Origin of the sequence: Pseudomonas sp. PP3, from assembly GCF_905336995.1 — a bacterium.
GTDB lineage: Bacteria > Pseudomonadota > Gammaproteobacteria > Pseudomonadales > Pseudomonadaceae > Aquipseudomonas > Aquipseudomonas reinekei.
In genome coordinates this window covers 2688428-2708258 of the sequence record NZ_HG995459.1, presented here as the reverse complement: position 1 = coordinate 2708258, position 19831 = coordinate 2688428, and the positions used below count along the sequence as shown (strand labels likewise).

Annotated in this window: 18 protein-coding genes; 9 read left to right on the top strand and 9 right to left on the bottom strand. The window is 61.8% G+C overall.

Features of this window, described 5'->3' with window-relative positions; all coding sequences use genetic code 11:
- The first annotated feature begins 185 nt into the window (after positions 1–185).
- The 9 genes from KHO07_RS12475 (at position 186) to KHO07_RS12435 (ending at position 12754) form a co-directional block, all read left to right on the top strand.
- Positions 186–1145: a MoxR family ATPase gene (locus KHO07_RS12475; protein WP_003218556.1), complete on the top strand. Its 960-nt coding sequence runs from the start codon at positions 186–188 to the stop codon at positions 1143–1145.
- A 5-nt stretch (positions 1146–1150) separates the two neighbouring features.
- On the top strand, positions 1151–2095 hold the full coding sequence (locus tag KHO07_RS12470) for a DUF58 domain-containing protein (RefSeq protein ID WP_075945143.1): 945 nt from the start codon (positions 1151–1153) through the stop codon (positions 2093–2095).
- Positions 2092–2586 carry a DUF4381 domain-containing protein gene (locus tag KHO07_RS12465; RefSeq protein ID WP_212627352.1) on the top strand — a complete coding sequence of 165 codons (495 nt, stop codon included), beginning with the start codon at positions 2092–2094 and terminating at the stop codon, positions 2584–2586. Before KHO07_RS12470 ends, KHO07_RS12465 begins: the two co-directional genes overlap by 4 nt.
- Positions 2579–3658 carry a VWA domain-containing protein gene (locus tag KHO07_RS12460; RefSeq protein WP_212627351.1) on the top strand — a complete coding sequence of 360 codons (1080 nt, stop codon included), beginning with the start codon at positions 2579–2581 and terminating at the stop codon, positions 3656–3658. Before KHO07_RS12465 ends, KHO07_RS12460 begins: the two co-directional genes overlap by 8 nt.
- The gene (locus KHO07_RS12455; RefSeq protein WP_212627350.1) at positions 3655–5394 is read left to right on the top strand and encodes a tetratricopeptide repeat protein; all 1740 of its coding nucleotides are present in this window, start codon (positions 3655–3657) and stop codon (positions 5392–5394) included. Before KHO07_RS12460 ends, KHO07_RS12455 begins: the two co-directional genes overlap by 4 nt.
- Positions 5391–7031: a BatD family protein gene (locus KHO07_RS12450; protein WP_212627349.1), complete on the top strand. Its 1641-nt coding sequence runs from the start codon at positions 5391–5393 to the stop codon at positions 7029–7031. The genes KHO07_RS12455 and KHO07_RS12450 overlap by 4 nt, the downstream gene beginning before the upstream one ends.
- A gap of 247 nt (positions 7032–7278) precedes the next feature.
- Positions 7279–8523, top strand: coding sequence for an exonuclease SbcCD subunit D C-terminal domain-containing protein (locus KHO07_RS12445; RefSeq protein WP_212627348.1), 1245 nt, complete (start codon positions 7279–7281; stop codon positions 8521–8523).
- The gene (locus KHO07_RS12440) at positions 8520–12161 is read left to right on the top strand and encodes an AAA family ATPase (RefSeq protein ID WP_212627347.1); all 3642 of its coding nucleotides are present in this window, start codon (positions 8520–8522) and stop codon (positions 12159–12161) included. The genes KHO07_RS12445 and KHO07_RS12440 overlap by 4 nt, the downstream gene beginning before the upstream one ends.
- The gene (locus tag KHO07_RS12435; RefSeq protein WP_150734339.1) at positions 12158–12754 is read left to right on the top strand and encodes a glutathione S-transferase; all 597 of its coding nucleotides are present in this window, start codon (positions 12158–12160) and stop codon (positions 12752–12754) included. Before KHO07_RS12440 ends, KHO07_RS12435 begins: the two co-directional genes overlap by 4 nt.
- Before the next feature lie 59 nt (positions 12755–12813).
- On the opposite strand, the gene KHO07_RS12430 is transcribed toward KHO07_RS12435, so the two are convergent.
- The 9 genes from KHO07_RS12430 to KHO07_RS12395 all read right to left on the bottom strand — a co-directional run bounded on the left by KHO07_RS12430 (position 12814) and on the right by KHO07_RS12395 (position 19686).
- Positions 12814–13077: a hypothetical protein gene (locus KHO07_RS12430; protein ID WP_212627346.1), complete on the bottom strand. Its 264-nt coding sequence runs from the start codon at positions 13075–13077 to the stop codon at positions 12814–12816.
- The gene (locus KHO07_RS12425; RefSeq protein WP_212627345.1) at positions 13074–13286 is read right to left on the bottom strand and encodes a hypothetical protein; all 213 of its coding nucleotides are present in this window, start codon (positions 13284–13286) and stop codon (positions 13074–13076) included. Before KHO07_RS12425 ends, KHO07_RS12430 begins: the two co-directional genes overlap by 4 nt.
- Before the next feature lie 115 nt (positions 13287–13401).
- Entirely contained in the window at positions 13402–13527 is a 126-nt protein-coding gene (locus tag KHO07_RS29380; RefSeq protein WP_263597127.1) for a hypothetical protein, read from the bottom strand.
- A 208-nt stretch (positions 13528–13735) separates the two neighbouring features.
- Positions 13736–13915 carry a hypothetical protein gene (locus KHO07_RS12420; protein WP_150734342.1) on the bottom strand — a complete coding sequence of 60 codons (180 nt, stop codon included), beginning with the start codon at positions 13913–13915 and terminating at the stop codon, positions 13736–13738.
- Positions 13916–14070: 155 nt separating this feature from the next.
- Positions 14071–15240, bottom strand: coding sequence for a lactonase family protein (locus tag KHO07_RS12415; protein ID WP_212627344.1), 1170 nt, complete (start codon positions 15238–15240; stop codon positions 14071–14073).
- Positions 15233–15529 carry a DUF5629 family protein gene (locus KHO07_RS12410; protein WP_150734344.1) on the bottom strand — a complete coding sequence of 99 codons (297 nt, stop codon included), beginning with the start codon at positions 15527–15529 and terminating at the stop codon, positions 15233–15235. Before KHO07_RS12410 ends, KHO07_RS12415 begins: the two co-directional genes overlap by 8 nt.
- A 97-nt stretch (positions 15530–15626) precedes the next feature.
- Complete coding sequence (locus KHO07_RS12405) at positions 15627–17207, bottom strand: aldehyde dehydrogenase (NADP(+)) (RefSeq protein ID WP_212627343.1); 1581 nt, start codon at positions 17205–17207, stop codon at positions 15627–15629.
- 10 nt (positions 17208–17217) lie between these two features.
- The gene (araD1, locus tag KHO07_RS12400; protein ID WP_212627342.1) at positions 17218–18210 is read right to left on the bottom strand and encodes an AraD1 family protein; all 993 of its coding nucleotides are present in this window, start codon (positions 18208–18210) and stop codon (positions 17218–17220) included.
- A 153-nt stretch (positions 18211–18363) separates the two neighbouring features.
- Complete coding sequence (locus KHO07_RS12395) at positions 18364–19686, bottom strand: MFS transporter (RefSeq protein ID WP_150734347.1); 1323 nt, start codon at positions 19684–19686, stop codon at positions 18364–18366.
- Positions 19687–19831: the final 145 nt, after the last annotated feature.

The following is a 19831-nucleotide window of genomic DNA, read 5'->3' as shown; positions in this document are numbered from 1 at the left end:
CAGCGATGAGGCCCTGCGAGCCATCCCAAGACTCGCGCCCCGCAAAAATCCAGCAATCCCCAACCATTTCCCCCACTTTGCACAAAATGCCGTTAGTCGCCGCCCCCCGCGATGGATTAAAGTAACGCCCCCAGCCCTGGCGATTAATCACGACCTCGGCCATCCATTTCCAGGAACAGTCATCGATGGAACATCGTGAAGCGCTGCTCGCGCTGCGAACCTTTCTTTCAACGCAGATTCTCGGCCAGGAAAAACTCATCGAGCGCTTGCTCATCGCCTTGCTTGCCGACGGCCACATGCTGGTCGAAGGCGCACCGGGCCTGGCCAAGACCAAGGCCATCAAAGAGTTGGCCGAAGGCATCGAGGCTCAGTTCCATCGCATCCAGTTCACCCCCGACCTGCTGCCTGCCGACATCACCGGTACGGAAATCTATCGCCCGGAAACCGGCAGTTTCGTCTTCCAGCAAGGCCCGATCTTCCACAACCTGGTGCTGGCAGACGAAATCAACCGCGCGCCGGCCAAGGTTCAGTCGGCGTTGCTCGAAGCCATGGCCGAGCGTCAGGTCAGTGTCGGGCGCAGTACGTACGAGCTGTCGCCGCTGTTCCTGGTGATGGCCACGCAAAACCCCATCGAGCAGGAAGGCACCTACCCGCTGCCCGAGGCGCAGCTCGACCGCTTCCTGATGCACGTGAAAATCGGTTTTCCGGACGCCGCCGTCGAACGCCGCATCCTGCAACAGGCCCGTGGCGAAGCGCTCAATGGTGAAACCAAGCCCGAACGCCGGGTCAGCCAGCAGGCAATTTTCGCCGCTCGCAAGGAAATCCTCGGTTTGTACATGGCCGATGCCGTGGAGGAATACCTGGTGCAACTGGTCATGGCCACCCGCACCCCGGCCAAGTTCGATCCGGAGATGGCCGAGTGGATCGCCTATGGCGCCAGCCCTCGCGGCTCGATCGCCCTCGACCGCTGTGCCCGCGCCCACGCCTGGCTCGCCGGTCGCGACTTCGTCAGCCCCGAAGACATTCAGGCGGTGCTGTTCGACGTGTTGCGTCACCGCATCATTCTTTCCTTTGAAGCCGAAGCCGCTGGCATCGATCAGGACCGTGTGGTCCAGCGGATTCTCGACGTCGTAGCCGTCGCTTGAGTCCGATGAACGCCCTCCTGCCGCCCGAACCGGGCATCCGCATCACGCTCGCCGAGATGATCGAGATGCGCCATCGCGTGCGCGAAGTGCAGCTGTTTTCCACGCCGAGCCAACGCAGCCCACTGATTGGCCTGCACCACTCCAAACTGCGCGGGCGCGGGGTGGATTTCGATCAGGTGCGGGTCTATCAGGCAGGCGACGATGTGCGCACTATCGACTGGCGCGTCACCGCGCGGACCCAGGAGCCGCACACCAAACTGTTCCATGAAGAACGTGAGCGGCCGATTTTCATCATGGTCGAGCAAAGCCGCCGGCTGTTTTTCGGCTCGGGGCTGATGTTCAAATCAGTGCTCGCCGCACAGGCCGCAGCGCTGATCGGCTGGGCCGCACTGGGCCACAATGACCGGGTCGGCGGGCTGGTGTTCGGCGACAACGAGCACTATGAAATCAAACCCCGACGCAGCAAACAAAGCCTGCTGCAACTGCTCAATCGCCTGGTACGGGTCAATCAGTCGTTGCACACCGAAAGCGAGCCGGATCGCGACGCCTTCGGCATTGCCTTGCGCCGCGCCCGCGAGGTATTGCGCCCGGGTAGCCTGGCGATCGTGATTTGCGATGAGCGCGCCCTGTCGGAAAGCGCCGAACAACAGCTGAGCCTGTTGTCGCGGCATTGCGACCTGTTGCTCCTGCCACTGTCCGACCCGCTGGACCACGCCCTGCCCGCTGCCGGGCTGCTGCGCTTTGCCGAACGCGGTGCGCAACTGGAACTCGACACGCTGAACTTCGACCTGCGCCAGACGTACCGCGCCCAGGCCGAAGCCCGCATTGCCCGCTGGGAGTTGCTCGCGCAAAAGCTGCGGGTATTGCTGATGCCCTTGAGTACCCAAAGCGAAATGGTGGAACAACTGCGCGAATACTTGAACCCGCAGAAGCCAGGTAAAGGCCGATGAACGGTCTAGATCAGCTGCAACCGCTGATTTCCCCACCCCCGATCGGATTCTGGCCTCCCGCGCCGGGCTGGTGGTTACTGCTGTTATTGCTGCCGATCATTGGCTTCGGCATCTGGAAACTGCGGCGTTTCATTCCCGACAAGCGCCCGGTCGTGCGCGCCGAACAACCGCTTGACCCGGTGCGCGTCGCCGCCCTGGCCGAACTGGCGCTGATGCCCAAGCCATACGACGGCGCACCGGCCGGCGCCTGGTTGCAGCAACTCAATGGCCTGCTCAAGCGCCTGTGTCGCAATCACTACCCTTACAGCCAGAGCCATACCCTCAACGGTCGCAAATGGCTGGCATTCCTCGACAACCGCTGCCCTGCAGCCGGCCTGACCCGCTGGATGGTGCTGGTTGAAGGCGCCTACAAGCCGGAATGCAAGCTTGACGACAAGGCCATCGCGGGCTTGACCCAGGCGGTCGAGACCTGGATTCGCAAACATGTTTGAGTTCGCCTGGCCGTGGATCTTTGCCCTGCTGCCCTTGCCGTGGCTGATGCGCATCGTGCTGCCGGTCGCCGACAGCGGCGAACCGGCGCTCAAAGTCAGCTTCCTCAGCGACCTCGAAGGCCTGGCCGGGCGCCGGGCCCGGGCCAATCTGCCGGCCTGGCGCCAACAGGCACCGTTCCTGCTGTTGTGGCTGATGCTGCTGACCGCCGCCGCCCGCCCGCAATGGCTGGGTGATCCGCTGCCGATTGCCGCCAGTGGCCGGGACCTGTTGGTGGCAGTCGACGTCTCCGGTTCCATGGACTACCCCGACATGCAATGGCAGGACGAGGACGTCAGCCGCCTGACGCTGGTCCAGCATTTGCTCGGCGACTTCCTCGAAAGCCGCGAAGGCGACCGGGTTGGCCTGATCCTGTTCGGCAGCCAGGCTTACCTGCAAGCGCCGCTGACCTTCGACCGGCACACCGTGCGCGTCTGGCTGGACGAAGCGCGCATCGGCATTGCCGGCAAAAACACCGCCATCGGCGACGCCATCGGCCTGGCCCTCAAACGCCTGCGCCAGCGCCCGGCGCAAAGCCGCGTGCTTATCCTGGTCACGGACGGCGCCAACAATGGCGGCGAGATCGATCCGCTGACGGCGGCGCGACTGGCAGCCAAGGAGGGGGTGAAAATCTACCCGATCGGCATCGGCGCAGACCCTGAGCAAAGCGGCACCTTGGGTTTTCTCGGCATCAACCCGAGCCTGGACCTTGATGAACCGTCCCTGATGGCAATCGCTGAAGCCACCGGTGGCCAGTATTTCCGGGCACGTGATGGCCAGGAGCTGCAAGCCGTCAAGGACACCCTCGATCAACTGGAACCCGTGACCCAGCAACCGACCCAGGCTCGCCCGGCCCAGGCGTTGTATCACTGGCCACTGGCGATCGCGCTGTTGCTGAGCATGTTGCTGGTGGCACGTGAACTGTGGCCGGACAACCCGCTGCAGCGCCTGTTTACCAAGGATCTGTTTTTGCAAACGCAATTGCCTGACTGGCGCCAGCGGCTCAGACGCCTGCGTCTGCGGAGGCGCCGATGAGCGCGCTCTGGCCGTACTGGTTCCGACCTTGGTGGTTGCTGTTGCTGCCGCTGCTCGGCTGGCTGCTCTGGCAACTCTGGCACCGGCAGAAACGCGCCGGGCGCTGGCAGATGATCCTGCCGCCGGCCTTTCATGCCGCGTTGCTCAGCGGCGGCAATGGCCGCAACAGCAAACTGCCATGGATCGCGCTGGGCGTGGCGTGGCTGCTGACCATTTTCGCCTTGGTCGGACCCAGCTGGTCGCGGGTCGAACAACTCAGTCAGAAACCGGCCGACCCGCTGGTGGTCATCCTTGAGCTGACCCCGGAAATGCTCGCGACGGACGTTCAGCCCAACCGCCTGGAACAAGCCCGGCGCAAGCTCTTCGACCTGCTGCAATACCGTAGCGACGCGCAGACCGCCATCGTGGTGTATGCCGGCAGTGCGCATACGCTGGTGCCGCTGTCGGACGACCTGTCGACCAGCCGCAACTTGCTCGACGCGCTCAAGCCGTCGCTGATGCCGGAACCAGGCCATCGCGCCGATCTGGCGGTGCACAAGGCCTTGGCATTGCTGGATCAGGCCGCGCTGGGTGACGGCCGGATCCTGCTGATCGGCTCATCCCTCTCGGAGGCCGAACGCCAAGGCATTCAGCGCGCAATGAGCGGCAAATCAACGCAATGGCTGATGATCGGCATCGGCACCGCCGAAGGCGCGCCGATCACTCAGGAGGACGGCAGTTTCCTCAAGGACGAACAAGGCGCCATTCTGGTGCCGCACCTGGATGAGCCCGGACTGAAAGCCTTTGCCAGTGATCTGGACGGGCGCTATCGCCATGCGCGTTTAAGCGACTCGGATCTGCGGGCCCTGGGCTTGCTCGACGGCCCACGCAACTTGCGCAACGACGGCCAGACCTTGCGCCTGGACACCTGGGCCGATCAGGGTTACTGGCTGCTGTTGCCGCTGTTGCTGCTGGCGGCTTGCGCCGGTCGCCGTGGCTGGTTGTTGTGCCTGCCACTGTTGCTAGCCCTGCCGCAGCCCGGTTATGCCTTCGAGTTCCAGGACCTGTGGCTGCGCCCCGACCAACAGGGCGTGCACCTGCTCAAGCAAAAACGCCCGGCCGAGGCTGCCCGGCACTTTGAAGATCATCAGTGGCAAGGCGTGGCCCTCTATGAGGCTGGTGATTACACTGGGGCCGCCCAACGCTTCGCCGAAGGCGACGACGCCCACGCCCACTACAATCGTGGCAACGCCCTGGCTAAAAGCGGTGAACTGGAGGCGGCGCTGGATGCGTACGAACAGGCCCTTGAGCGCCAGCCGGATTTGCGTCCGGCACTGACCAACAAGGCCCTGGTGGAAAGTCTGCTCAAGCAGAAGGCGGCCCCGCCCGCAGCCGAGCCCGACAAGGCACCCGACGAAACGCCCCAGGCCAACGAACAGGAAACACCGCCCGGCGCCCCGGCCCAGCCGTCGAGCAACGGCGAACCGAAAACCGCTGACCCACAGGCCAGCGCCGAAACGGAACAACCGTCGACCACGCCACCGCGCCCCGGCGCCAAAGAAGTGCCGGGCAGTGAACTGGGTGACGAGCAGCACACCACACCGCCCATGCGCCCGGCCAGCGACAGCATCGAGGGCGAGCAGCAACAGGCGCTGGAGCAATGGCTGCGGCAGATCCCGGATGACCCGGGAGAATTGCTCAGGCGCAAATTCTGGTACGAACAGCAACAACATCAGGATCAGGGAAAAACTCGATGACCCGCTTCACCGCTTTCATGATCGTCCTGCTGCTCTGCACTTCGCAGGTCCAGGCAGCCGAGCTGGTCGCCAGTGTCGATCGCGCGCGCCTGAACTCCGGCGAGACGGTCGAGCTGACCCTGGAATCCAACGACGTCACCCAGTTCGGCAAACCCGACCTGACGCCGCTGGAGCCGCTGTTCGAAGTCCGCGGCACGCGCCAGGTCAACCAGTTGAACACCCTCAATGGTGACAACCGCGCGACCACCCGCTGGATCGTAACTCTGCTGCCGTTGCAGAACGGCAGCGTGGAAATCCCGTCATTGACGTTGGGTGACGCGCAGAGCCAGCCGATTACCGTGCAAGTGGTCGAGAGCGAAGCCCAGAACAATCCGAACAAACAGGCCCCGGTATTCATCGACGCCAGTCTCGATCAAACCAGCGTCTACGTGCAGGCCCAGGCGATCCTGACCTTGCGCATCTACCATTCGGTTTCGCTGTACGACGACAGCAGCTTGCCGCCGTTGCAGATTCCCGATGCGCGCATCGAACAGCTGGGCGAGTCGCGCACCTACGAAAAAGACATCAACGGCGTGCGCCACGGCGTGATTGAAATGCGCTACGCGATCTATCCGCAGCACAGCGGTGAACTGATCATTCCGGGGCAAATCTTCAACGCCGCCCTGGTGGATGCGCACCCCACCCAGGACTCGACGGCGACATCGCCTAAATCCGGCAAACTGATGCGCGTCAGCTCCAGTGAAATCCTGCTGACGGTCAAGGCCAAACCCATCACCTACCCCGCCGACCTGCCGTGGCTGCCGGCACGTAGCCTGACCCTGAGCGAGAGCTGGAACCCGGAACCGGAACACGTTCAGGTCGGTGACTCGCTGACCCGCAGCCTGACGGTGAAAGCCGAAGGCCTGGCGAGCTCGCAACTGCCGCCCCTGCCGGGCACCGACGTCAACGGTCTACGCCGTTACCCGGATCAACCGGTGCTGGGTAACCAGAACAGCGAGCGCGGCCTGGTCGGCAGTCGCGAAGACCGCGAAGCGCTGGTTCCGTCGCGAAGCGGTTCGATCGAATTGCCGTCGGTTGAAGTGGTGTGGTGGAACACCTTTGAAGATCACCTGGAACACACCAGCCTGCCGGCCCGTACCCTGCAAGTGGCGGCCAATCCAAGCCTGATGATCGACACGCCGGCCGGCACCAACCCGGCCAATGCCAGCGTCGACAGCGAAACCCTCTGGCGCTGGAAACTCAGCACCCTGATTCTGGCCTGCACCACCCTGCTCGGCTTCGGCCTGTGGTGGCGAGCCCGCTGGCAACCGGCAATCCTGCGCGCCGCGCAAACCGGCCCGAGCCCGCGCACCGTGCTCGACGACCTCAAGCGCGCCTGTCAGGCCAACGACCCCCACGCCACGCGCCAGGCCCTCGACGCCTGGGCCCGGCAACAACCGGAAACCCTGGCCGACATGGCCGCCCGCTTCGTCCCGCTGTCGGATGCCCTCGACGGCCTGAACGGCGCGCTCTACAGCGAAACCGGCCAGCACTGGCAAGGTGAAGAGCTGTGGCGGGTGATTCGCACCCTTCCGATCGCCGAACGAGTTCATGACCCGGTGGGCGACAGTGGTTTGCCACCGCTTTATCCCAAGTAAACACCCGTTTTTATGGCAGAAAACTTGTGTGGCGAGGGCGCTTGCTCCCGCTCGGTTGCGAAGCAACCGCAAAAACCTGATGCATCATCATCGGGTGTTCGAATTGGGGCCGCTTCGCAGCCCGACGGGAGCAAGCTCCCTCACCACAGGTTCGCGGTGCGATCGTGCTTTTTTGCCAGTAAACTCTCTCCCCTTTCGCCGCCGTCATCTTTCCCCGCGGCCATCACCTTTTTTAGCGGAGTCGCCCTTGCGTCTGTTCCACACCTCCGACTGGCACCTCGGGCAAAACCTGCACGGCCAGGATCGCGATTTCGAGCACGGCTGTTTTCTCGACTGGCTGCTGCGTCAGCTCAAGCTGGATCAGCCGGATGTGCTGCTGATCGCCGGCGATATCTTCGACACGGTCAACCCGCCGGTCAAAGCCCAGGAACGCCTCTACGATTTCATCGTCAGCGCCCACGAGCAGCAGCCGTTGCTGACCATCGTGATGATTGCCGGCAATCACGACTCCGGATCGCGGATCGAACTGCCGGCGCCGTTGATGCGCCGCTTACGCACCCATGCGCTGGGCCGGGTACTGTGGCTGGATGACGGGCAACTCGACGCCGAACGTTTGCTCATACCGCTGCCGAATGCAAAAGGTAAAACCGTTGCCTGGTGCCTGGCGTTGCCATTCCTTCGCCCTGCCGAAGTCACGGGGGCGCATTTGGGTGACAACTACTTGCGCGGCATTGGTCAGGTTCATGAGTGGCTGATCGAGGCGGCCAACGCCAAGCGCAAGAAGGGCCAGGCGCTGATCGCCATCAGCCATGCGCACATGGCCGGTGGTTCGGTGTCGGAAGACTCCGAGCGCAGCCTGATCATCGGCAACGCTGAAGCCCTGCCCGCCAGTCTGTTCGGACCGAGCATCAGCTACGTCGCCCTCGGCCACCTGCACAAACCGCAGAAGGTCAACGGTGAAGAACGCATCCGCTACAGCGGCTCGCCGATTCCGTTGTCGTTTTCCGAGATTGGCTACCAGCACCAGATTCTCGACATCACACTCGATGGCGAAACCCTGGTCAGCGTGGAACCCAAGCTGATCCCGCGCGCGGTCAATCTGCAACGCATCGGCCCGGCCCCGCTGGCGGAAATCATCTTGCAACTGGCCGATCTGCCAAACATCGATCTGCTGGCGGATTACCAGCGCCAACCCTGGCTGGAAGTGCGGGTTCGCCTCGACGAGCCCCAGCCAGATCTGCGCAATCAAATCGAAACCGCCCTGGAAGGCAAGGCTGTGCGCCTGGTGCGAATCGCCGCCGAGTACGCAGGCAACGGCAACCGCGATGGCACCGATGAAGGCGGCACCTTGATCGAACTCGATCAGCTCACGCCCCAAGAGCTGTTCCGTCGTGCCTGGCAGGACAACTACGGCAGCGAGGTCGACGAGCAAACCCTCAAGGACTTTGCCGAGCTGCTGCAAGACGTACAGCTGGAGGGCGAGCAGCCATGAAGATCCTCGCAATTCGCCTGAAAAACCTGGCCTCGCTGGCCGGCCCGTTTGAGATCGACTTCACCGCCGAACCGTTGGCCAGTGCCGGCTTGTTCGCCATTACCGGGCCTACCGGTGCCGGTAAAAGCACCTTGCTTGACGCCTTGTGCCTGGCCCTGTTCGGCGCCGTACCGCGCCTGAACAACACCGGCCGTGACGCCAAGGTGCCGGACGCCGACGGCGAAATCGGCACCGGAGACCCGCGCACCCTGCTGCGCCGTGGCACTGGCGAGGGCTATGCTGAAGTGGATTTCGTCGGGGTCGATGGTCGGCGCTACCGCGCGCGCTGGGAAGCCAACCGCGCCCGGGAAAAGGCCGCTGGCAAGCTGCAAGCCAGCCGCCAGAGCCTGCGTGATATCGATCAGGATCAACTGCTGGCCAGCCAGAAAGGCGAATACAAGACTCAGCTCGAAGCCGCATTGGGCCTGAATTTCGAACAGTTCACCCGCGCCGTGCTGCTGGCACAAAGCGAGTTCAGCGCCTTCCTCAAGGCCGATGACAACGACCGCAGCGAACTGTTGGAAAAGCTCACCGACACTGCGCTCTACACCCGTCTCGGTCGCCGCGCCTTCGACAAGACCAAGGAGGCCCGCGAAGCCCACAAGCTGTTGCAGGATCAAGCCAGCGGTGTGACGCCGTTGTCTGCCGAAGCCCGCGCCGAACTGGACGAGCGCTTCAACGAGGCACAGCAGCAACTCAAGTCGCAGCAGGCGCAACTCAAGCAACTGGAGTTGCAGGACACCTGGCTGAAGCAGCTGCGCCAGGTGCAGGACGATCAGTTGGCCGCCAGCGAGCAACTGCAATCGGCCCAGGCTCACTGGGACAGCCTCGGCGGCGAGCGCCTGAAACTCAAACGCCTGGAACAACTGGCTCCGCAGCGGCACCAGTTCGCGCGCAAGACCGAGCTCAGCGCTCAGCTCACACCGCTGGCGGCGCAGATTGCGCAGTACACCCGGCAACAGGATGAACTGACCGAACGCCAGACTCGGCTCGAACAAAGCCTGAGCGCGGCCCAGGCGGCACTGGCCGAAGCACAAGGCCAACACACCCGCAGCGCCCCGTTGCTGCGCCAGGCGTTCGACGAGCACAGCACCCTCGCGCGCCTGGTCAAAGACGTGAGCCACAGTGCCGAGCAGCTGCGACAGGCCGAAGCGGCCTGCACTCAGGGCACCAGCACGATCCAGGGTTTGCTCGACCTGCAACAACGGGTCGCGGAACGCTTGCAACGCATTTCCACTGAACTTGAGCAAAGCAGCTCACTGGCCCCGCTGAGCGATGCCTGGCATGCCTACCGCGATCGCTTGCAGCAACTGATGCTGGTGGGCAATCGCCTGAACAAGGGCCAGACAGAACTGGCCTCGCTTGAACAGCGTGCGGCGCAGGCCGGCGAAGAATTGGCCGGGCAAAAGCAACACCTGGAATTGCTCTACAAAGAGGCCGGTGCCGAGCCCGAAGCGGTGGCTGAACAAATCCAGATTCTCGGCAGCCTGTTGCAAGACAATCGCAAGCAACTGCGCGGGTTTGAAGAGCTGACAAGGCTCTGGGCCAGCCAGCAGGAACTGGACAAACGTGGCGCCGATCTCCAGCAGCGTCAACTCGATGCGCAGCAAACCCGCGAGCGCCTGACCCAGGATGGTGTCCAGGCCAAGAGCGAACTGGTGGTCGCCGAACAAACCCTCAACGTCACCCGCGAACTGCTGGAACGCCAACGCCTGGCGCGCAGTGCCAGTGTCGAAGAGTTGCGCGCGCAATTGCAGGATGACCAGCCGTGCCCGGTGTGCGGCAGCAACGAGCACCCGTATCACCAGCCTGAAGCACTGTTGCAAAGCCTTGGCCGACATGACGAAAGCGAACAGGCCAATGCGCAGAAAACCGTCGACCTGCTCAAGGAGAAACTCACCGAGCTGCGTGCTGAAGTCGGTGGCGTGATCGCCCGGCAAAAAGAGTTGCTGCAACAACAGGAAGCGCTCTCGGCGCAGCAACAGAACCTGACGCCAAGCCTTGAAGCACATCCGCTGGCGACCCAATTGTTCGCCCAGGATGCTGGCAAACGCGATGCCTGGCTGGCCCAGCAAAACAGCCAGCTGAACCAGAGCATCAGTCAGGACGAGCAACGGCAAACCGCCCTGCTGACCCTGCAACAGGATGCCGCACGCCTGCAACAACAACTGCGCAGCAGTGAGACGACGAGCCAGCAGGCGACGCAGCACTTGATCAATCAGCAAAAGGAACTGGCCAATGATCGCCAGCGGCTGGATGAAGAGCTGGCGGCTTTCAGCACCCTGCTCCCAGCCGCCACGCTTGAGGCTTTACGCCGTGATCCCGCGGCGACCTTCATGCAGCTCGATCAGCAGATCGCCCAGCGCCTGGAACAACTCGAACAGCAGCGCGACGAACTCGGCGAACAGCAGCAACGCCAGCAAACCCTGGAAAAAGAACAGGATCGCCAGCAATCGCGCAGCCAACACCTGCAGGCAATGCAGCAACAGCTCAGCGCACTCACTGCGCAGCAACAGGCATGTGAGCAAACACTGAGCGGCTTGCTCGGCACCCACGCCAGTGCCGAGCAATGGCAGCAACAGCTTGATCAAGCCGTTGAACAGGCACGCAGCGCCGAAGCATCGGCCAATCAGCAACTTCAGGAGGTGCGCACGCAGCGAGTGCAACTGGCGGCCGAACTCAAGGCGCAGCAGCAGCGCCAGCTGGCCCTGGACAGCGAAGACCGTGAGCTGAGCGGCAAGATCAATGACTGGCGCGCCCTGCATCCGGAGTTGGATGACGGCGGGCTGGAATCGCTGCTGAGTATCGAAGACCAGCAGGTCAACGAACTGCGCCAGCGCTTGCTGAACAGCGAAAAAGCCATCGAGCAGGCCAAGGTGTTGCTGCAGGAGCGCGATAAACGCCTGGTCGATCATCAAGCGCAGCACAACGGCAACCTCGACGCGGAACAACTCGCCTCGGCGCTGACAGAACTGCAGGCGCAGTTCACCGCCAGCGAGCACCGCTGCGCCGAACTGCGCGCTGAACAAGCCGAAGATCAGCGTCGGCAGAATGCCAATCAGGCACTTTCCCGACAAATCGCCGATGCCTACGCCGAGTTCCAGCGCTGGGCGCGCCTGAATGCGTTGATCGGTTCCGCCACCGGCGACACCTTCCGCAAGATCGCCCAGGCCTACAACCTCGATTTGCTGGTACACCACGCCAACGTGCAACTGCGGCAACTGGTGCGACGCTATCGCCTCAAGCGCGGCGGCAGCATGCTCGGCTTGTTGGTGATGGACACCGAGATGGGTGACGAACTGCGCTCGGTGCATTCGTTGTCCGGCGGAGAGACCTTCCTGGTGTCACTGGCCCTGGCCCTCGGGCTCGCATCGATGGCCTCAAGCACGTTGAAGATCGAGTCGCTGTTCATCGACGAAGGCTTCGGCAGTCTTGACCCGGAGTCGCTGCAACTGGCCATGGACGCGCTCGACGGCTTGCAGGCGCAGGGGCGCAAAGTCGCGGTGATTTCCCATGTGCAGGAAATGCATGAGCGAATTCCGGTACAGATTCAGGTTCGCCGCCAAGGCAACGGTCTCAGCACGCTGGAGGTGAAATGACCACGCTCTACTCGTTCCGCCGTTGCCCGTATGCCATGCGGGCGCGCATGGCCCTGCGCTACGCCGGTATTGCCGTGGACATTGTAGAAGTCAGCCTGAAGGCCAAACCGCCAGAAATGCTCGCGCTGTCGAGCAAGGGCACGGTGCCGGTGCTCAGCGTCGAAGGTCGGGTGATCGAAGAAAGTCTGGAGATCATGCGCTGGGCACTGGCGCAGAATGATCCACAAGACTGGCTGCTCAAGGATGATCCGCAAGGCCAGGCGCAAATCGCCGAGCTGATCGAAGAGAACGATCAGACCTTCAAGGTGCATCTGAACCGCTACAAATACGCCGAACGCTACCCCGAGCACCCGATGGAAACCTATCGCGCCGAGGGCTCGGTGTTTTTGCACAAACTTGATCAGTTGCTGGAGCGTCGCGACTACTTGCTCGCGCAGCACCCAAGCCTGGCCGATGTGGCGCTGATGCCGTTCATACGGCAATTCGCCCATGTCGATCGCGATTGGTTCGCGCAAACGCCTTATCGCCATCTACAGGTCTGGTTGCAGCGGTTTCTGGAGTCCGAACTGTTTACCGCCATCATGAAAAAATGACAGCACTGCAATTGTGGCGAGGGCGCTTGCTCCCTCGCCACAATTGATTTCGCTGGTACTCAGGCCAACACTTCGCACATCCCGATGACCGAGCAATCAACCTGGAACGGCCCGAAAAAACTGCTTTCTGGGTCAATCGGCGGATTACCGGCCAGCATGCCCACGGCCATGCCCTTGGCGATGTCGATGTTACGCGCGATGTTGTGGTTAGCCTCGATGGCCCGTGCCACCCCGCCTATCGAGCCTTGCCCGATTCCCAGCAGGGAAAATCCATTGGTGATGAACGCCAGGAAGGCGATGATCAAGAGTTTGCATTTGTTCATGCTCCGCCGACTCCTGCGAGGTCAGCCTGATCGACCATCGCCTGCTGGGCGCGGTGTTCAAACTGGATACCAGGGTGGGCGACCTGAATCGGCGCTTCGAAGGTTTGTTGCGACTGCGGCGAAAGACTGACAATCAGCACCATGACCAGGTAAAGACCGATGGCCACATAGGCGCCGCGTTTGGCAGAAGTGATGATTGCATGGGCCATGATGAACTCCGTGGACATGTTTCAGAGTCCACAGAATCAATCAAATCAGCCCGAAGAACCAACGAGTCTCATCTATAGCGAATATCAACTTCGTTGATCATTGAAGGAGACTATTTCAGTCTTCAATAAAACTGATCATGCGCTCGCGGGCAGCGTCAGGCTCGCCAGAAACAGGCTCTGCCGCGGACAAAATAGGGGTGGAATAGAGGAAAAGCAAAACCACGGCCAGACGCATCGCCATATTGTCGATCCTTTTCTTGAGAAGGAGTCAATAAATCCGCGCCAAATTTATACCGATGGCTAGATGATATCAAGCGATACCTTGATGGCTATTTGATGCTGTCGTAAATGCGTTATGCAGGAGCGACATCACTTCGGCGCTTTTCGAGTCGTCAGCCCTCGATCGGCAAGTGACTTCGCTCCTGCATAAAGGCTGCAGAAAGGAAATTTCAGTGTTGGGCTTTGTGATCCAGCGCGGCGTAGAACTTGGCGCTTTGTTGCAGGTATTTCTGGGTGTAGCTCTGGGTGTGGGATTTTTTGTCGCTGACTTCAACGCTGGCACTGGCAGGCAGCACAACGCTGGCAGAGATGGCGGACGCGGCGATTACGGAGAAGAGATTGAAGTTCATGCTGGATTCCTCGGAGTCAGTTGGCTTACTTGCCCGGTGGGGCCGTGAAGCAAACTTAACCCCCGAGGAATGAGGCCTTGAAATGCTTTGTAGCATTACCACATATCAGCCTCATTGATAGAACGGCGCAGGCCCCGCAAACCGGGGCCTGCGGCCTATTGCCGCAGCAAAAACCTGAGATCGCTCGGGGCGTCTACCGGCAGCTTTTGCACGGTTTCGCCCAAAAGACCGGTGTTGGCATCGCGCTCGACGACGACAATCTGGTTGCTTTTCTGGTTGGCGATCAACACGAACTTGCCACTTGGATCGAGGCTGAACTCACGGGGATGGTCACCCTCCACCGCTCGGCGTTGCAGCTCCTTGAGATGGCCGGTCGCCGGGTCGATGGCGAACACCAGCAACTGATTGGCGGTGCCACGGTTGCTGACGTAGAGGAACTTGCCATCGGATGAAGTGTGCAATGCAGCAGCGGCCTTGTCGGAGACCGGTTGACCGGCAGCCAGGTCGACCATCTGCGTTTGCTCAAGCTTGCCATCGCGGTAGTCGAATACGGCGACTTGCGCGCTCATTTCCAGGGTCAGCCAGGCGTGTTTGCCATCGGCGCTGAACAGCAGATGCCGTGGCCCGCTTCCGGGCGGCAACTGGACGAAGGCTGGCGTAGCCGGGGTCAACGGCAGCTGCGGGTTGGCCTTGGGGTCGAAACGGTAGACAAAAACCTTGTCGGCACCCAGGTCATTGGAGAATACGAACTTGCCGTCGGGCGATGGCACCGTCGAATGCACGTGCGCCGACATCTGCCGCTCGGGATTGACCCGACTCGCCGGATGGCTGCTCATCTGCACCACGGGCTTGAGCGCGCCATCAGCACCGATCGGCAACAGCGCAAGCGTGCCACCCGGGTCTTCGGCTACTGAGTAATTGCTGACGAACAAATGGCTGGCATCGCCGCCAAGGCTTGAATGCGTCGGCTCGTTGCCCAGGCTCTGCACCTGATTGATCAGACTCAGCGCATGGCTCTTGGGGTCGATCGAATAGCTGCTGACACGCCCTACCGGATCGGCCTGGCCCGGGCCATTTTCGTTGACCACGAACAGGTGTCGCTGATCTTTTGAAAGGGTCAGCCAGGACGGGTTTTCGCTTTTGATCACTTGCAGCGGCCTGGCGTTGATCTGCCCGGTGGCGCTGTCGAAACTCAGCCGATAGATGCCTTCGCTTTGCCCGGCGGTGTACGAACCGACGAGCAGTTGATAGTCGTCGGCGCATGCAACCTGAACGCCCATTGCGCCGATGCTGCCGGCGATCAGCAGCGGCCAGAGCTTATTCATCCGCAGGCTCATCGTCGTCGTTATCGCCGCTGATGACATCGCCGAGGCACACCAGTCGGTGTTCACCATTGTTGTCGTTGATCAGCCAGCTCTGCAGTGTGACGTCGAAGGTCGCGGCCTGGATTTGTGCCGGGGTGAATTCCCAGTGCAGGGCATTGCGCCCATCCATGCATTCGATGTGCAGATTGTCGTCTTCATCGAGGGAGAATTCAAAGGCATGCAGCCCGTCGATTTCCACCATCCCGCAGTGTTCGAGGGCATTGAGCAAGGTGTCGGTTACAGCAGTCATGGCAGTCAATCTTTAAATGGGAAAGACGCAATGATAGCTCAATGTTTCCCACTCCCCCCGCAGGAGCTGTCGAAGACGACTCCTGCGGGGGGATGAGTCAGAGGGCGTCGCGCGATGGCTTGCCGTCAACCAGCCGCTGAATACGCAGCGGGTTGGCGTTCTTCAGCGCTTCCGGCAGCAGGTTGTCCGGGTAGTTCTGGAAGCAGACCGGGCGCAGGAAACGGTCGATCGCCAAGGTGCCCACCGATGTGCCACGGGCATCCGAGGTCGCCGGATACGGCCCGCCATGGACCATCGAATCACAGACTTCCACACCGGTCGGATAGCCATTGAGCAGGATTCGGCCGACTTTCTGTTCCAGCAACGCCGTCAGTTCGCTGAACTGCTGGAAATCCGCCTGTTCGCCAATGATGGTTGCCGTGAGCTGACCGTGCAGACCGTTCAACGCGGCGCTCAATTGCGCTTGATCCACCACTTCGACGACCACGGTGGTCGGCCCGAACACTTCCTCCTGCAGCACTTCGTCGCCGTTGCTCAACAGGCTCACATCAGCCTTGAACAACTGTGGCTGCGCCTGGCGTCCTTGTTGCGCGCTACCCGCCAGATGTTCGATGCCCGGATGATCAAGGAGCTTTTGCAGGCCTTTGCCGTAGCTGCTCAGCGTCCCGGCATTGAGCATGGTTTGCGCCGGTTGATCCGCCATCACGTCAGTCAGCAGCTTGAGAAATGCGCTGAACTGCGCGGAACGAATGCCGATCACCAGGCCCGGACTGGTGCAGAATTGACCGCAGCCTTGAACCACCGAAGCCGACAGTCCGCGAGCAATGGTTTCAGCGCGTACCTGCAACGCCTCGGGCAGGATGATCACCGGGTTGATGCTCGACATTTCCGCGAACACCGGAATCGGTTGCGCACGTGCGGCAGCCATGTCACACAAGGCCCGACCGCCCTTGAGCGACCCGGTGAAGCCCACCGCCTGAATCGCCGGATGCTTGACCAGCGCTTCGCCGACACCGCCGCCATAGATCATGTTGAACACACCGGCCGGCATCTCGGTTTTTTCGGCGGCACGGATGATCGCATCAGCCACCAGTTCGGCGGTTGCCATGTGACCACTGTGGGCCTTGAACACCACCGGGCATCCGGCGGCCAAGGCCGATGCGGTGTCGCCGCCGGCTGTCGAGAACGCCAGGGGAAAGTTGCTGGCACCGAACACTGCCACCGGGCCCAGGCCGATGCGGTATTGGCGCAGGTCCGGACGCGGCAGCGGTTGGCGGTCCGGCAATGCCTTGTCGATACGCGCGCCGTAGAAATCACCTCGACGCAGCACGCTGGCGAACAGACGCATCTGGCCGCTGGTGCGACCCCTTTCGCCGATGATCCGTGCGGCGGGCAGCGCGGTTTCGCGGCAAACCAACGACACGAAATCATCACCCAGCGCATCCAGTTCAACGGCTATCGCATCCAGAAACTGCGCGCGACGTTCAGCGCTCAGGCTACGGTAAGCCGCAAACGCCGCAGCGGCGGCCCGGGCGGCGGCGTCGACTTCTTCTGGCGTGGCCTGGATGAAATCATGGGGCAATGCATCGCCGGTTTCAGCGTCGACGCTCTGTAGCTTGACGCTACCCAACGCGCTGCGCTGACCGCCGATGTAGTTATGACCAAGAATCAGGGACATGCATTTTTCCTCAAAGTGTGCCGACGGTGCCGGGTTCAAACGCTGCTGCAACCGGTGCGATGCCATTGATCAACGGCGCGCCGAATTCGGCCTGGCTGATCTCGAACACATCCCCCGGTTGCGTGCGCACGCCATCGGCAAACGACAGCGTTGCAGTGCCGAAGAAGTGAATGTGCACATCCCCCGGGCGCAAGAACTGGCTGTATTTGAAATGATGGAACTCAAGGTTCGCCAGGCTGTGGCACATGTTGGCCTCGCCGCTGAGGAACTCGTTCTGCCACAGCACTTCGCCGTCGCGCACGATGCGGCTGGTACCGGCCAGATGCTGGGGCAATTCGCCGACCCGCAACTCCGGGCCGTAGCTGCAACTGCGCAGTTTCGAGTGCGCCAGATACAGGTAATTCTTGCGTTCCATGACGTGATCGGAAAACTCATTGCCCACGGCAAAACCGACACGATACGGTTTGCCGTCATGGCCGATGACATACAGGCCGCTGAGTTCCGGCTCTTCACCCGCGTCCTCAGCAAACGGCGGCAACGGGAACGGCTGGCCGGGACGCACGACGATACTGCCGTCGCCCTTGTAGAACCACTCCGGCTGTACACCCGCCTGACCTGCTGCAGGTTTGCCGCCCTCCACGCCCCACTTGAAGATGCGCATGGTGTCGGTCATCGCCGATTCGTCACCGGCCTGCTGGTGCATCTTGTCCCGGGCCGAGGCGCTGCCGAGGTGAGTCAGGCCAGTGCCGCTGACCAGCATGTGTGCCGGGTCCGGGTGATCCAGCGGCGGCAGAATGCGCAGTTGTGCCAGCAGTTGCGCGTAATCGTGGCTGATGCCCAGGCCCAGAGCCTGGACTTGCTGCTCAAGACCGACGCCCGCCTCGATCGCCGCCAGGGCCAGGTCGCGAACGGTGCGGGCGCCTTGCACTTCGCGCACCAGGCCATCCTCGACCACGCCAACGCGGCGCTCGCCGTTACTCAATTCGAATTGAACCAAACGCATGGATTTTCTCCTGTTTGTTGAAGCATCGCTGTTCCCTGTGGGAGCGGGCTTGCCCGCGATAGCGCTCTACTCGATACATTGATGGTGGATGTGCCACCGTCATCGCTGGCAAGCCAGCTCCCACAGGCTCAGGGGTAATTGCCTGCTTGTGTGTCAGGTACGGGTCGCCCCGCGTGCACTGGCCGCAAATTCATCCGCCGGCAACACGTGCTTGCGCTCAAGCAAGCGGTAAACCACGCCGGTCAGCACCAGACCAAACACCATCACGCAGGACAGGAAGTACAGGCCGGAAGCCAGGTTCCCGGTGTATTCCTTCAGCGCACCGATCACGAACGGACCGATGTAGCCGCCGAGGTTGCCCACCGAGTTGATCAGCGCAATCCCCGCCGCCGCGCTGGCACCGGCAAAGAACCGGCCCGGCAGGGTCCAGAACACCGCCGTGCAGGAAAACAGCGCGAACGCCACCAGGCACAGCGCCGCCAGTTGCAGCACCGGCACCGTCAGCCAGGCACTCAGGAACAGGCCGATAGCGCCCAGTACATACAGCACAGCCAGATGGCCGTAGCGATCATTCAAACGGTCGGAACTGCGCGGGATGATCAGCAGACCAATGATCCCGAAAATGTACGGCACCGAGGACACGAACCCGGTCACCAGGTCGCTGCCACCGAACTGTTTGATCAGCGTCGGCAACCACAAACCGAGGCCATAAATGCTCAGGGTCACCGGCAGGTAGAACAACGCCAGCAGCAATACGCGCTTGTCCTTGAGGGCGTGCAAAGGATTGCCGTGACGGGTCTGGCCGTACGCCTGGAGGTCCTTTTGCAGTTCGCCGGTGAGCCAGTCTTTTTCCGCCTGGTCCATCCACTTCACTTGCTGCGGGCCGTCAGGCAGCCAGCGCAATACGGGCCAGGTCAGCAGAATCGCCGGGGCGCCGATGACGATGAACAGCCACTGCCAGCCGTGCAGCCCGAGTACACCGTCCATGCCCAGCAAGCCGCCGGACACCGGGCCGGTGATCATCATGGCAATGGGTTGGGACAGGATGAATAGCCCGAGGATTTTGCCGCGATGGCGAACCGGGAACCATTGGGTGATGTAGTACAGGACGCCGGGGAAGAACCCGGCTTCGGCGGCACCGAGCAAAAAGCGCATGACGTAGAAGCTGTTTGGCCCCTGGACGAAGGCCATGCCGATCGTGATCGCGCCCCAGGTGACCATGATCCGCGCAAACCAGCGCCGCGCGCCGAAGCGGTCGAGCATCAGGTTGCTGGGGATTTCCAGCAGGAAGTAACCAATGAAGAACAGCCCGGCACCGAGACCGTAGGCCGCATCACCCAGGCCGATGTCGGCGCCCATGTGCAATTTGGCGAAGCCCACGGCGGAGCGATCCACGTAGGCGATCAGGTACAGCAGGATCAGGAAGGGGATCAGTTTCAGCGTAATGCGACGAATAAGCCGCAGTTCCTGGCTCATGAGATCGGTCTCCGATTGTTGTTTTTATAGAACCTCGGGAGACGCCTCTCGCAATAAATCGCCAGGGCAATCCCTCCGCTGAAAACGACTATATAGTAATACTAATTACCCAACAACACTTCCAAATAGGCGAATTTGCGCTTAT